Source organism: Nonomuraea sp. NPDC001684, from assembly GCF_053596515.1.
On sequence record NZ_JBSFGJ010000071.1, the window covers coordinates 17,178 to 30,239 of the forward strand.

Below are 13,062 nucleotides of genomic sequence, written 5' to 3' on the forward strand. Positions count from 1 at the left end.
GAGATGCGGTTTCTGCGATTGGCTAACGGGGCATTTCGGTCGTACCGGGGAGTGTTCCCGCGGGGGGCACAGGGAACGGGGAGGTGGGTGTGTCAAGCGTGGTGCTGCTGCCGTACGCGCCGTCCAGCGTCGCCGTCGCCCGCCAGCGTCTGAGCACTGACCTGCAGGATTGTGGGGTCTACACCGCCGCGATCGACGATGCGGTGCTGGTGGTGAGCGAGTTGCTGAGCAACGCGCTGCGGCACGCGCATCCGCTGCCTTCAGGCATGGTGAGGGTCGCCTGGATGCGTAGCGACGATCACATAGAGGTGGCGGTCAGCGACGGGGGTGCGGCGACGGAGCCGCGGGCGGGCCGCCCGACCCTGTCTTCGCTCGGGGGCCGGGGGCTGGGGATCGTCGAATACGTGGCTGAGAGCTGGGGGGTTCGTCACGACGGTGACACGACGACGGTGTGGGCCATCCTGCCCGCACCCAACGGGGCGGCGGTGAACGGGCAGGTCGCGGCCCTGAAGGAGGCCGGTTAGGCGGTCCTGGCCGCCAGTACGGCCCGTTCGGTGACGGCCCACGCCGTGGAGACCAGGAGGTACAGGCCGGCCGCAAGGGGGAGCACGAGCACGGCCAGCGCGGAGCCGTACGGCAACAGCGGCATGACCTTGCGCAGCAACTCCGGCTGCTCCTCCGACACCTTGATCGAGCGTGCCGACAGCCATGCCAGCAGCACGAGCCCCGCGATCACGATGACAAAGACCGAAACCGGCCAACTGATCAGTCCGAAATTGGCCACCACGCCCGCGAGCTGCTGGCCCAGCGGCGCCCCGAACAGAGTGTGACCGGCCAGTGCCGTCGGGTGCGTGGCCACCCTGAACATCAGCCACAGGAACGGCAATTGCGCCAGCTTCGGCAAGATCCCCGCGAACGGCGACGTGCCCTCCCGGGCGTACAGAGCGGTCAGCTCCTGGGACAGCCGCTCGGGATCGCGCCCATGGCGCTTGCGCAGCTCCTGCAACTTGGGCGCGAGCCGCTGCCGGACCTGGCCGGCCCGCGCCTGCCGGACGTTGAGCGGCAGCAGGACCAGGCGTACGGCGAGGGTGAACAGCACGATGGCGAGCGCGGCATGGCCGCCGGACACGCCGATGACGAACGTGACAAGTGAATCGATCATGAGCCCTTCAGACATGACGACGGATCAGGGCTCACCCATGACGATGAGCCCCGCTTTGACGGAAGCGGGGCTCGCCTAAGGCGCTCGTGGACGCGGGCGTCCGGCCGCGTCGGGATCGCGCAGCCGCTGGAAGGCCGTGCGGCGCGCGTAGGTCAGCGGGAAGCCGGGAGACTCACCGCCGAGGACGGGCGGCAACGTGGCCGCCCACGTGGCCAGCAGGAGGATCGCCATCATGGTGATCCCCACCAGCCACGGATCGAACAGAAGCGACGTCACTGCGACGAACGGGACTTACCGACGACGGTGACGGTGATGAAGACGATCAGGCCGACGACCCCGACGATCAGGGCGAACTTGAACAGACCTGCCAGCAGGGGCAGGAGGAAGTTGAACAGCACGAAGAGACCGAGAAGGGTCCCTAAAACGAGCATCACGACTCTACTCATGAGGCCACCGTACGTCCTGCGAGCATGATCCGCGAGGCTTACGAACCTGTGACGTCCATGTCCGCCGCCATGTCCGCCACCTGGGCTCAGCCGTACGGTGAGACGGTGAACACCCGCATCCTGGTGGTCGACGACGATCCGACCGTGTCCGAGGTCGTGGCGCGCTATCTGGAGCGCGACGGGCACGAGGTGGAGTGCGTGGGCGACGGCGCCGAGGCGCTGCGCAGGGCCCTGGCCGACCCGCCCGACCTCATGGTGCTCGACCTGATGCTGCCCAGGATCGACGGGCTCCAGGTGTGCAGGAAGCTCAGGGAGCGGTGGCCGGTCCCGGTGATCATGCTGACCGCGCTCGGCGAGGAGATCGACCGGGTGGTGGGCCTGGAGACCGGGGCCGACGACTACGTGACGAAGCCGTTCAGCCCCCGGGAGCTGGCCTTGCGCGTGCAGTCGGTGCTGCGCCGGGCGCGGGGGGCGTCGGTCACGGCCGGCACCGGCGTGCTGCGCGACGGCGACCTCGTCGTGGACGTCGGCGCCCACGAGGTGCGGCTCGGCGGCGCGCAGGTGATGCTGACGGCCAGGGAGTTCGACCTGCTGGCCTACCTCATGCGCAACCCGCGGCAGGCGTTCAGCAGGTCGGCGCTGCTCGACCAGGTGTGGGGATGGTCGTTCGGCGACTCCTCGACCGTGACCGTGCACGTGCGGCGGCTGCGGGAGAAGGTCGAGGCGGACCCGACCGAGCCGCGGCGGATCGTCACGGTCTGGGGTGTCGGCTACCGGTACGAGCCGCAGGAGAGCGCGGGGTGACGCCTCCCGATCCCATGGTGTCGGTGAGCGAGCTGCCCATGGTCGTGGCCGTCTCGGCGGGGCTGGGGCTGCTGGTCGCCGCCGCCGGCGTATGGGCCATGGGACGACTGCGGACCAGGTCGATCGGGGTGATGCTGGCCGTCGTGGTGGTGGTCGCCGTGGCGGCGACGCTGGCGGGCGTGGTCGCCATCACCATGAAGATGATCATCGAGGGGGCGGTCAAGGACTTCGTGCTCAGCGTGGTCGCGGTGGGCGGCCTGGTGGGGCTCGGGGTCGCGTTCGTGCTGGCCAGGCGGGTGGTGGGGGAGAGCAGGCGGCTGGTGGCGGCCGTGCGCGACGTGCCGTTCAGGGCGCCGCTGGGGTTGCCGGCCGAGCTCCAGGAGATCGCGAGCACCCTTGAGGAGGCGTACGCGCGGGAACGCGCGCTCGAAGGCGCGCGCCGGGAACTGGTCGCCTGGGTGAGCCACGACCTGCGCACGCCGCTCGCCGGCCTGCGGGCCATGGCCGAGGCCCTGGAGGACGGGGTGGTGGCCGACCACGAGACGGTCGCGCGCTACCACGGCCAGATCAAGCTGGAGGTCGAACGGCTCTCGGCCATGGTGGACGACCTGTTCGAGCTGTCGCGCATCCACGCGGGCGCGTTGCGGCTCTCGCGGGCCAGGATCGGGCTCGCCGACCTCGTCGCGGACACGCTGGCCGGGGTCGAGCCGCTGGCCAGGGCCAAGGGGGTGGTGCTCACGGCGGAGGCGGCGGGGGCCGTGCCCGTGGAGGCCGACGCGGCGGCGCTGGGCCGGGCCCTGCGGAACCTGGTCGTCAACGCCATCCGGCACACGCCGTCGGAACGGGCCGTGGTGCTGCGGGCGGGGGTGGACGAGCAGGGGATGGCCTGCCTCTCGGTGGCCGACGGTTGCGGGGGGATTCCCGAGGAGGATCTGCCTCGGGTGTTCGAGGTGGCGTTCCGGGGGGAGGCCGCGCGTACGCCCACCGCCGACGGCGGCGCCGGGCTCGGGCTGGCGATCGCCCAGGGGATCGTCGAGGCGCATGATGGGATGATCGGGGTGGTCAACGAAGGACCGGGGTGCCGGTTCGAGATCCGGTTGCCCCTGGTGTCCGGAAGTTGACGTTCCCGCACGGTGTCCTGCCTCGATCTTCCGCTGTGGTCTCGCTTCCTCGATCGTGGGTCGCCCGGGTCTGGGCGCCCGGGTCAGGCGGGTTCGGGGAGCGCGGTGTCGCGTTGCCCGAACGACTCCGACATCGCCCGGAACGTCGGGCAGGGCCAGCGCCACATGCAGCTCCGGCACCGCAGGATCGGGTTGGCGGTGTCGCTCGTGATGCCACCCGCGTCGCGCGGCTGGTGCAGGTCGAGCAGCCGCAGCCCGAGCTCGGCGAACCTGAGCAGGTCGGCGCGGGAGCCGGCCAGGAAGTCGAGGTCTTCGCTCGCCAGCCTGGTGCGGATCGGGACGTAGCCCTCGTGGTTCAGCAGACTGCGCAGGCGCGCTGCTTCGTCATGCCATGACGTGGCCTTTTCTGTGCGGATGAGGATGGTCTCCAGACGTTCCCGGAGCCCCTGACGCTGTGGATCTTCAGGTTTCTCTGCATTCATCGATACGAGGCCCATGGGGCGGGCCACAGCCCCTCCTTCTCCATGAAGCGTTGCCGGTTCCGGTGTCACGCTGTCAAGCTTCGCGTACTCTCCGTTTTGATGGAGCCCAAACGGAGGACAAAAACCTGTCGTTCCCCTCTCGGCGTGACAACGTGACCGGAAGCCTCCGCGCCGCTAGCCTGCCCATGTGGAGCTCAAGGTCTCGACTCGATCACATGCCGGGTGCGCACTCGTTGCCATCACCGGAGAAATCGACCTCTATACGGCGCCTCACCTGCAGGCCGAGTTCACTCGGCTGCTGCAGGACGAGCCCAGCCGGGTGGTCATCGACATGTCCGCCGTGGATTTCTGCGACTCCACGGGGATGAACGTGCTGCTCTCGGCGCTCAAGCGCATGAAAGAGCGGGGAGGTGTGCTGGAGGTGGCCGCGCCGCGTCCGGCCGTCCGCAAGATCCTGCAGGTGACGGGGCTCGTCTCGGTGTTCACCGTGCATGACGAGCTGCCGCAGGAGTTCCTCATCACCGAGGGATCATGACGCAGGCTGACACGGCCGTCGTCATTCCCGCGGTGAACGAGGGCGACCGCATCGCCGCCACCGTCGCCGCGGCGGCCGGCCTGCCGGGCGTCGATCTCGTCGTGGTCGTCGACGACGGCTCGCACGACCGCACCGGCAAGGTGGCGCGGGCGGCGGGCGCGCGGGTGGTCCGCCACAGCCGCAACCGCGGCAAGGCCGCGGCCATGGAGACGGGCGCTGAGGCCGTACGCCTCCTCGACGAGGACCGTACCCCTCGCCACCTGCTCTTCCTCGACGCCGACCTGGGTGACACGGCGAGCGCCGCGGCACCGCTGGTGGAGCCCGTGCGCGAGGGCAAGGCCGACATGACGATCGCGCTGTTCGGCACGCGGGTGAAGCTCGGCGGCCATGGGTTAGTCGTGCGCGTGTCCAAAGACGGCATCCGCCGCGCCACCGGCTTCGAGGCCGCCCAGCCGCTCAACGGCCAGCGTTGCCTGACCCGAGCCGCCTTCGAGGCCGCCCGGCCGCTGGCGCACGGGTTCGGAGTCGAGACGGCGCTCACCATCGACCTGCTGCGCAAGGGGTTCAGGGTCGTCGAGGTCGAGGTGGAGATGTCCCACCGGGCCACCGGCAACGACTGGCGGGCCCAGCTGCACCGCGCCCGGCAGTTGCGGGACGTCGCTCTGGCTCTGGCGAGCCGGGAGCCGGTGGTCGTCGAAAATCTCGGCAAACTCCTTCCTAAGCGGTGATTTCGTGCTCCGGGTTATCCACAGGCGTGGATGATCTGGGGCTGGGGCCGTGACGAGTGTGCTGGAATTTGCGGGTGACTTCGGAGAGACGCCGCAAACAGGCACAAGCCCCACCCTTCCGGGTGGCATCGCTGCGGCTTCCGTGGTCTGCCGCCGACCGGCGCCGGTTCCCGGCGGGCGGAGGCGGGGTCGTCGCGTGGGGTGGGCGGCCGGTGTTCGCCCTGGCCTCCGCGGCCGGTGGGCGGGCGGCGGCGCCTCGGCCGGGGCGGCTCGCCGACGCCGTTCGAGCGCGGCTCGCGGTTCCCGGGCTGGTGATGATTGCGGTCTCGGTGCTCCTGACGATCACGATCGGGTTGCTCGGGCCCTCTCCCATGGTTCCGGCGCTGGGCGGGCCGGGGTGGCAGCCGCCGTACTGGCTGGATGCCCGTCCTGATCCTTATGCGGTGCTCGTCCTGGCCGCGGCGGCATTGCTCATCGGCGGGGCCGGGCTGCTGGCGGCGCTGGCCGCCGGGCCGCGTCCCGGGCTGCGGGTCCGGCCGCTGGTGCTGCTCGGTTGTCTCGCCGCGGGGGTGCTCGCGTTCCTGCCTCCCTCGGGCTCCGGCGACCACCTCAACTACGCCGTGTACGGCCGGATGGTCACGCTGGGGCTCAACCCCTACACGCACGGCGCCGTCGACCTGCCGGGCGATCCCATCGCCGACGCGGTCGAGCGGCCGTGGCGCGAGGAACCCAGCGTCTACGGGCCCGTCGCCACCGCTCTGCAGGCGCTGGCGAGCTGGATCGGCGGCGACTCGCTCCGGTTGACCATCTTCGTGCTGGCGGTGTTCAACGCCGCCGCCTTCGTCGTCACGGCCCTGCTGATCGACCGCTTCACCAGGGACGACCCCGCCCGGCGGCTGCGGGCCGCCCTGTTGTGGGCGGTCAATCCGCTCCTGCTCTACCACCTGGTCGCGGGCATGCACGCCGACACCCTGGCCATCGCCTGCATGGTGGCCGCGCTGCTGGCCAGGGCACGTCCGGTCGCGTCGGGGGTGCTGCTCGGGCTCGGGGTGGCGACGAAGCTCAACGCGGGGCTGGTGGCGCTGGGGCCCGCGTGGGAGCTGCGCCGCCGTCCTGGGCGGCTCGCCGTCATGGCGGCCGGCGCGCTGGCCGTGGTGGTCGTCGGCTACGCGGTCGTCGGGCCCGAGGCGATCACGCCGGTGACGACCACCAGCAAGGCGATCTCGCACGCCTCGTTCTGGAAGCTGGTGCAGGGGTGGCTCTGGGCCCTGGTGGGCACCGGGCGCGCGTACCGGGGCGAGATCCAGGTGGGCGCGCTGGTGGTGCTCGCGCTCGTCGCTTGGTCGTTGCTCCGGCTGGCGTCCCGGCGGTCCGCCTTCCGCGAGGGGGCCTCAGGAGGGCTGGAGGCGCCGGTCGTGGCGGCGGCGCTCGTCGTGGCCTACCTGTTCGCCACGCCGTACATCCTGCCCTGGTACGACGGGCTGGCGTTCGGCATGCTCGCCCTGGTGGGCGCCTCGGCCGTCGACGGGTTCATGGTCGCCCACCTGCTGGTCCTGTCCCTGGCCTACCTGCCCGCCCGGGTCGACGGGCAGCCGCGGGGCGTCGAATGGCTCAGTGGCGTCCTCAGGCCTCAGATCGCGTGGGCGCTGCTGGCGTTGACCGTTCTGCTGGTGGTGTGGGCGTGGCGAGCTGGAGGGCCCGTACGCAGGCCGCGAGCGTCAGCGGCACCGCCACCGTGAGCGCCATGGCCGGGATGGCGATGCCCGAGTCGTTCATCAGGAAGCCGATGAAGGCGCAGGTGAGCGTCCCGAACAGGCCGGCCCTGAGCGGCGGGGCCAGCGTGTACGCCTGCCCCAGCGCCGAGATCCCCCATCGCGACGGGCGGGCCAGCACCAGGAACAGGAACGCCAGCGCGACCAGCGAGAGCAGGGTCAGCGGCCAGTTGCCCACGGTCACGCCGATCATGGCCCCGAACTTGCGTCCGACCACGGTCCACGCCTGGCCGTCGATGATCTGCTGCACGAACGCGCCGAGGTGCGTGCGCCTGTCGGCCGGGCGCATCCAGTCGAAGATCGAGATGGCGGCGATCAGCGCGACCGCGCCCACCCCCACGAGCAGGAGTTTCACCACCGACACCCGCCTGCCGGAGAGCAGGATGAGGAAGACCGCCACCCCGATCACGAACGCCGGGACACCGCCGAAGTCGGCGCCCCACGAGGGCGAACCGTCCGCGAAGACGGCGAAGGCGCCGTACAGGCCGCACAGCGCCACGACCACCGTCCTGGAGACGCCCCTGCCGAGCAGCCAATGCGCCACCCCGGCCAGGCCGAGAACCGTGCCGGTCGCGTAGACGGCGAAGGCGATGTTGCTGAAGCCGTAGAACCGTCCTCCGGTGACGGGTTCGTAGCCGGTCACGGCGTTGACCTGGAGGGCCGAGCCGGTCATCACGTCGATCAGGAGGGCGAGCGAGGTGACGGCCGCGACCACGGTGAGCGGGCCGAGCACGTGCGCACGCCAGGGGCCGGCGAACGCGAGGCCGGTGATCAGGGCGGCGATGGCCAGGATCGTCACGATCACCGAGACCATCGGCATCGGCAGGCTCCACCACGGCACGAGCTGGGCCAGGAACGTGGAGACGGCGATGGCGCCGCTGACGGTCGCCACCACCTGGATGGCGGCCAGCAGTTTCGAGGCGTCGGCCGGGTCGCCGCCCGCAGCCGGGGCAGGGTGGTCGTTCGCCTGGGGAGCGCCAGCCACGGTGGCGGTCGCCGTGGGCGTGCGGTCGGCCGACGAGCCGGCGGCGTCGGAGGCGGGCGGGGCCTGCCGGGCGCGGGAGGAGCGGCGGCGGCGCAGCGCCAGGGCGGCCAGCGCGTAGAAGAGCAGCTGGACGCTCACCAGGACGGTGAAGAAGGGCCCGCGTACGTCCCGGAGCACCTGGCTGGCCAGGTCGCCGTCGGCCAGTCGGGTCACCGTGGCGGCGGCCGGCGCGGAGGCGTCGCCGTCGGGCTGCCAGGCGCGGCCGACCACGTCGCGAGGGGTGGTCAGGCCCAGGAGCTGGATGGCGGTGGCGGTGAGGTCGGTGATGGTGACCAGGCCGTCCTGGTGGGTGGAGGAGGCGGTGAGAGAGCCACCCCGCGGGTACGGCTGCCCGCTCGGGGACGGTCCCGTGGCGAGGGCCGCGTGCAGGTGGGCGTTCGGGCTGAGGTCGGAGATGCCGGCGAGCAGGACGGTGGTGTTCTGGGGCACTTTGCCGATCAGGGCGGCGATCTGCTGGTCTGCCCTGGTTGCGGCGGCTTGACGTTCGGCGGCCGGGAGCGAGACCGGGATGCCATGATCGTCGAGGGGGCCGCGGGCCCAGGCGGTGGTGAGGTCGGCGGCTTCGAAGACGATCAGGTTGTAGGGGGTCAGGTCGTTCAGGGCGTCGAGGGTGGGGGCGTATTTGGTGATTTTTCCGCTCTTGTCGGCGGCGGCGAGGGCGGCGCCGGGGCCGATCGCCGCGACCTTGCCTCCGCCGTCCGCCACCAACTGGCCGAGCGTGCCGATCTGGGCCGCGTAGCCGGTGTCGGCCTGGAAGGCCACCAGCTCCCGCCACCCGGGGACGGTGGCGCCCTCCCCGGCGGCCTGAGGAGGCGTCGCGGCGGGGCAGCCCTGTCCGGGGGTGCCGGCGCGCTGACCGGCGGAGACGGTCAGCCAGCCGGCCATGGGGCAGGTGAGGCCACGGTCCTTGGGCGGGACGGCGCGGGTGGACAGTGACGCCGAGCTGCCCTGGGCGACGAGCTTCCACAGGGTCGGCGTGCCCGACTCGCTGAAGTCACTCCACTGGAGGCCGGGGACGCCGACCACGACGACCCGCCGCCCTGCCGGCCCGCCTTGCCCCGGGACGCCGTTGCCCGAGGCCGCCGCGGCGCTCCCCTGGGCGGCGGCGGCCGTGCCGGGGAGGAGGAGGGCGGCGATCAGGAGGCCGAGGAGCACCGTGATGAGATGGCGGCGCGCCCGAGGCGCCGCTGCACCGAGATCGTGCAGGGGCTTGGGGTGGGCGCTCGGGGTCGCGGGGCGTACGCGACGCGCTTGGTGCTCGCCCCCGAGCGTGGCGTAAGGCATGTACGGAACCCCCAGTGTCTGCGCCCTCGATCAACAGCCACGGTAACGTGCCACATCGTGACAAGAGGCGAGGTGCGAGTGATCCGGCGGCAGTGGTGGGCGTGGGTGGTGGTGGCGCTCGTCGTCGCGGCGGCGGCCGCGCCTCTCGTGCACACGTGGCTGACCAACCCGGACGACCAGCGGCTCGTCGACCTCGACGTCTACCGTACCGGCGGCCAGATGCTGCTCGACGGCCGTCCGGTGTACGACTTCTTCACCCCGGCGCCCCAGCTGCTGCCGTTCACCTATCCGCCCGTCGCGGCGATGCTGGCCGTGGCGCTGGCCGAGATGTCCTGGGGCACCGCCCAATGGGTGTGGACGGCCGGCATCTTCGCGGCGCTGGCCGTCACCGTCTGGTTCGCCTTCCGTCAGGCGCTGCGGGCCTACGTGCCGTGGGTGTTCGGGCTGCTCATGGTGGCCTGCACGTACCTGATGCCGATCCGGGACCAGGTGCGGTTCGGGCAGGTGGACATCCTGCTGGTCGCCCTGTGCCTGGTGGACTGCCTGGCACGGCGGCCCTGGCTGCCCCGGGGCTTCCTGGTCGGGCTCGCCACGGCCGTCAAGCTGACTCCCGGCGTCTTCCTGATCTACTTCCTGGTCACCAGGCAGTGGCGGACGTTCTTCATGGCGGCGTTCGTGGCGGCCGTGCTGACGGTGCTGCCGTTCGTGGTGATCCCGCAGGACGCGTCCGCCTTCTGGTTCTCGGCGCTGCTCGATCCGGAGCGGCTGGGGGCGAACACCGCCACGACGAACCAGTCGATCCGCGGCATGTTGCTGCGGCTGTACATGCCGGAGTCGCTGACGTTCGTGATCTGGGCGGTGATCGTGGCGGCCGTGGCCTGGTACGGGTTCCGGGCGGCGCGGGCGGCGTACCAGGCGAAGGACGAGCTGACGGCGGTGGCGCTGACGTCGCTGATGGCGGTGCTGCTCTCGCCGGTCGCCTGGATCCACCATCTGGCCTGGGTGGTCGTGGTGCTCGGGGCGATCGTCGGCGACGGGCGCGATCCGGTGAGGCTGCGGGTGGCCGCGGGGGTCTGGCTGTTCTACGTGGTGCCCGTGCCCTGGTGGGGGGTCTCGCTGATCGCCGCCGGGATCCCGGGGGTGAGCCTGGTGCTCGGGAAGATCGTGCAGGACGGGTTCGGGCTCGGGGCGCTGGTTCTGGTCTGGCTGCTGGCGTCCTGGTTGCCCAAACGGCGGCAGCCGGCTTGACCGAAGTATTACCCTCTGTGTCGTGCTCGTTACCGCTTGGGTAGTCGTGGGCCTCGTGGCCGGGGTGAGTGGCGTGTTCATCGGCTACATGGGCCTCAGGCAGGCCAGGGCCGCCGTCGACGACTGTCTGCGCAGGGTGGCCAGGCAGGCCGGCGAGGGCGCCGGCGACCTCAAGGCGATCAGGGACGTGGCCGTGTGCCGCTACGACGCGCTCGCCGAGATGAGCGGCAGGCTCTCGTTCTCGGTGGCCATGATCAACGGGCTGGGCGACGGCATCGTGCTGACCTCGATCAACGGCACCAGCGAGACGCGCACGTACGTGCGTCCGGTGGTGGGCGGGAAGGGGCAGCAGCCGCTGTCGCCGGAGGAGGAGCAGGCGGTGCGGGCGGCCCGGCTCGGGCTGGGGCCGCTGGTCCCGCCGCGGGTCCTCAAGGGTTCACGCTGAGTGTCCGCACGGGTGCCGTACGCGGTCGGCGAAAGGGCGGCGTGCTGCGACCACCTGCGGATACTCTGGATGCATGCCCAGACTCGCCTATCTCGGACCGGAAGGGACCTTCACCGAAGAGGCCCTGAGGCTCCTTGACCCCGCCGCCGAGCGCCTGCCCTGCGCCACGGTGAGCGCGGCGCTCAACGCCGCCCGTTCCGGTGACGCCGACGGCGCCGTCGTGCCGCTGGAGAACTCCATCGAGGGCGCGATCACCACGACGCTCGACGAGTTCGCCTGGGGCGAGCCGTTGACGATCACGGCCGAGCTGCTGCTGCCGGTCCAGTTCTCGCTGCTGGCCAGGCCCGACACCGAGATCGCGCACATCAAGCGGGTCTACACCCATCCCGCGGCCATCACGCAGTGCCGCGCCTTCATCGCCCGCGAGCTGCCCGACGCCGTGGTGGTCGCCGCGCCTTCCACTGCGGCCGCGGCCCAGGAGGTCTCGCTGCCCGGCTCGCCGTACGACGCGGCCATCGCCGCGCGCATCGCCGGCGAGCACTACGGGCTGGTCGCGCTGGCCGGCGACATCGGCGACCGGTCCGACACGGTGACCAGGTTCGTCAAGGTGAGCCGTCCGGGGCCGCTGCCGGAGGCGACCGGCTCCGACCGCACCACGCTGGTCGTCTTCCTGGCCGACGACCACCCGGGCGCGCTGCTGGAGATGCTGACCGAGTTCTCCGTGCGCGGGGTCAACCTGACCCGCATCGAGTCCCGGCCGACGGGCGACGGCATCGGGCGCTATTTCTTCCACTTCGACTTCGAGGGGCACATCGCCGACGCGCGGGTGGGCGAGGCCGTCGCCGGGCTCCACCGCATCTGCGGCGAGGTGCGCTTCCTCGGCAGCTACCCCCGCGCCGACGGGGTCACGCCGCAGATCAAGAGGGGCACGGCCGACACCCAGTTCGCCGAGGCCGCCGACTGGCTGGCCCGCATCAGATCCGGCCGGCTCTGACCCCCGGGGTGTTCACGCGGGCCTGACCGCTCTGAGGCGTTGACGCGGGTCCGACCGTTCCCGATGGTTCGCAGGGTCCGACCGTTCCCGATGGTTCACACAGGTCGCGGTGCCTTCGGGGGTCCGCGGGTGCGCCCCGAGTGGTGCGCCGGGGAATCCGGGGGCGGGGCGGGGGTGGGCGCCGGTAGCCTTTCCTTGTGATTGACCTGCGTACCCTTCGTGAGGATCCCGACCGGCTACGGGCGTCGCAGCGTGCCCGCGGTGAGGACGACTCCGTCGTCGCAACGCTGCTCGACCTCGACGAGCGCCACCGATCCGCGCTGACCTCGTTCGAGTCGATGCGCGCTGAGCAAAAGAGCATGGGCAAGTCGGTCTCCAAGGCGCAGGGCGAGGAGAAGGCCGCGCTGCTCCAGCGGGCCAAAGACCTCGCGAGCCAGGTCAAGGCCGCCGAGGCCGAGGCGGAGAAGCTGGCCGCCGAGCTCGACCAGCTCATGCAGACGGTGCCGAACATCGTCGAGGAAGGCGCCCCTCCGGGCGGCGAGGACGACTATGTCGTCCTGGAGACGTGCGGGGAGCCGCGCCAGTTCGACTTCGAGCCGAAGGACCACCTGGAGCTCGGCGAGGCGCTCGGCGCGATCGACATGGAGCGCGGCGCCAAGGTGTCAGGCTCGCGGTTCTTCTTCCTCAAGGGCGTCGGCGCGCGCCTGCAGCTGGGCCTGCTCAACATGGCGATGCAGCAGGCGATCGAGGCCGGTTTCACGCCGATGATCACTCCGGTGCTGGTCAAGCCGGAGACCATGCAGGGCACCGGCTTCCACGTGGCCCACGACAAGGAGATCTACCGCCTGCCGGAGGACGACCTCTACCTCGTCGGCACCTCCGAGGTGGCGCTGGCCGGCTACCACGCCAACGAGATCGTGAGCGGCGACGAGCTGCCGCTGCGCTACGCGGGCTGGTCGTCGTGCTTCCGCCGCGAGGCCGGCTCGTACGGCAAGG

Annotated in this window: 14 protein-coding genes and 1 pseudogene; 10 read left to right on the forward strand and 5 right to left on the reverse strand. The window is 71.4% G+C overall.

Annotated elements, in window-relative coordinates; genetic code table 11:
* Positions 1 to 98 precede the first annotated feature (98 nt).
* Positions 99 to 524, forward strand: coding sequence for an ATP-binding protein (locus ACWCSD_RS16230; RefSeq protein ID WP_352363279.1), 426 nt, complete (start codon positions 99 to 101; stop codon positions 522 to 524).
* Here ACWCSD_RS16230 and ACWCSD_RS16235 read toward each other — a convergent pair.
* The 3 genes from ACWCSD_RS16235 to ACWCSD_RS16245 all read right to left on the reverse strand — a co-directional run bounded on the left by ACWCSD_RS16235 (position 521) and on the right by ACWCSD_RS16245 (position 1,608).
* Positions 521 to 1,162: a YidC/Oxa1 family membrane protein insertase gene (locus ACWCSD_RS16235; RefSeq protein ID WP_449915696.1), complete on the reverse strand. Its 642-nt coding sequence runs from the start codon at positions 1,160 to 1,162 to the stop codon at positions 521 to 523. The genes ACWCSD_RS16230 and ACWCSD_RS16235 overlap by 4 nt on opposite strands.
* Positions 1,163 to 1,237: 75 nt before the next feature.
* Positions 1,238 to 1,438: a DUF6412 domain-containing protein gene (locus ACWCSD_RS16240; protein ID WP_352318263.1), complete on the reverse strand. Its 201-nt coding sequence runs from the start codon at positions 1,436 to 1,438 to the stop codon at positions 1,238 to 1,240.
* Positions 1,435 to 1,608, reverse strand: coding sequence for a hypothetical protein (locus ACWCSD_RS16245; protein ID WP_358290981.1), 174 nt, complete (start codon positions 1,606 to 1,608; stop codon positions 1,435 to 1,437). The genes ACWCSD_RS16240 and ACWCSD_RS16245 overlap by 4 nt, the downstream gene beginning before the upstream one ends.
* 105 nt (positions 1,609 to 1,713) lie before the next feature.
* Here ACWCSD_RS16245 and ACWCSD_RS16250 point away from each other — a divergent pair, with 105 nt between their 5' ends.
* Together ACWCSD_RS16250 and ACWCSD_RS16255 are read left to right on the forward strand one after the other, a co-directional pair.
* Positions 1,714 to 2,412, forward strand: a complete 699-nt coding sequence (locus tag ACWCSD_RS16250) for a response regulator transcription factor (protein ID WP_358290979.1) — start codon at positions 1,714 to 1,716, stop codon at positions 2,410 to 2,412.
* On the forward strand, positions 2,409 to 3,533 hold the full coding sequence (locus ACWCSD_RS16255; RefSeq protein WP_364327934.1) for a sensor histidine kinase: 1,125 nt from the start codon (positions 2,409 to 2,411) through the stop codon (positions 3,531 to 3,533). The genes ACWCSD_RS16250 and ACWCSD_RS16255 overlap by 4 nt, the downstream gene beginning before the upstream one ends.
* 83 nt (positions 3,534 to 3,616) lie before the next feature.
* Here the strand turns inward: ACWCSD_RS16255 and ACWCSD_RS16260 are convergent, their stop codons facing one another.
* Positions 3,617 to 4,015 carry a hypothetical protein gene (locus ACWCSD_RS16260; RefSeq protein ID WP_387672046.1) on the reverse strand — a complete coding sequence of 133 codons (399 nt, stop codon included), beginning with the start codon at positions 4,013 to 4,015 and terminating at the stop codon, positions 3,617 to 3,619.
* Between the two features lie 187 nt (positions 4,016 to 4,202).
* Between ACWCSD_RS16260 and ACWCSD_RS16265 the strand changes: the two genes are divergently transcribed.
* The 3 genes from ACWCSD_RS16265 to mptB all read left to right on the forward strand — a co-directional run bounded on the left by ACWCSD_RS16265 (position 4,203) and on the right by mptB (position 7,017).
* Positions 4,203 to 4,550, forward strand: a complete 348-nt coding sequence (locus ACWCSD_RS16265) for an STAS domain-containing protein (RefSeq protein ID WP_352318253.1) — start codon at positions 4,203 to 4,205, stop codon at positions 4,548 to 4,550.
* Positions 4,547 to 5,278: a glycosyltransferase family 2 protein gene (locus tag ACWCSD_RS16270; protein WP_397154958.1), complete on the forward strand. Its 732-nt coding sequence runs from the start codon at positions 4,547 to 4,549 to the stop codon at positions 5,276 to 5,278. The genes ACWCSD_RS16265 and ACWCSD_RS16270 overlap by 4 nt, the downstream gene beginning before the upstream one ends.
* A gap of 329 nt (positions 5,279 to 5,607) precedes the next feature.
* Positions 5,608 to 7,017 carry a polyprenol phosphomannose-dependent alpha 1,6 mannosyltransferase MptB gene (mptB, locus tag ACWCSD_RS16275; protein ID WP_449915702.1) on the forward strand — a complete coding sequence of 470 codons (1,410 nt, stop codon included), beginning with the start codon at positions 5,608 to 5,610 and terminating at the stop codon, positions 7,015 to 7,017.
* Here mptB and ACWCSD_RS16280 read toward each other — a convergent pair.
* The gene (locus ACWCSD_RS16280; protein WP_449915704.1) at positions 6,902 to 9,250 is read right to left on the reverse strand and encodes a hypothetical protein; all 2,349 of its coding nucleotides are present in this window, start codon (positions 9,248 to 9,250) and stop codon (positions 6,902 to 6,904) included. The genes mptB and ACWCSD_RS16280 overlap by 116 nt on opposite strands.
* A gap of 186 nt (positions 9,251 to 9,436) precedes the next feature.
* On the opposite strand from ACWCSD_RS16280, the gene ACWCSD_RS16285 reads away from it, so the two are divergent.
* From ACWCSD_RS16285 to ACWCSD_RS16300, 4 genes and pseudogenes are all read left to right on the forward strand, one after another.
* Positions 9,437 to 10,627, forward strand: coding sequence for a glycosyltransferase 87 family protein (locus ACWCSD_RS16285; RefSeq protein ID WP_397154952.1), 1,191 nt, complete (start codon positions 9,437 to 9,439; stop codon positions 10,625 to 10,627).
* Positions 10,628 to 10,649: 22 nt separating this feature from the next.
* Positions 10,650 to 11,072, forward strand: a complete 423-nt coding sequence (locus ACWCSD_RS16290) for a DUF4446 family protein (RefSeq protein WP_358290965.1) — start codon at positions 10,650 to 10,652, stop codon at positions 11,070 to 11,072.
* A 73-nt stretch (positions 11,073 to 11,145) separates the two neighbouring features.
* Positions 11,146 to 12,066 (forward strand): prephenate dehydratase, encoded by a 921-nt coding sequence (gene pheA, locus ACWCSD_RS16295; RefSeq protein ID WP_387672065.1) that lies wholly within the window; start codon positions 11,146 to 11,148, stop codon positions 12,064 to 12,066.
* A gap of 197 nt (positions 12,067 to 12,263) precedes the next feature.
* A pseudogene (locus ACWCSD_RS16300) lies at positions 12,264 to 13,062 on the forward strand (serine--tRNA ligase); the annotation flags it as partial.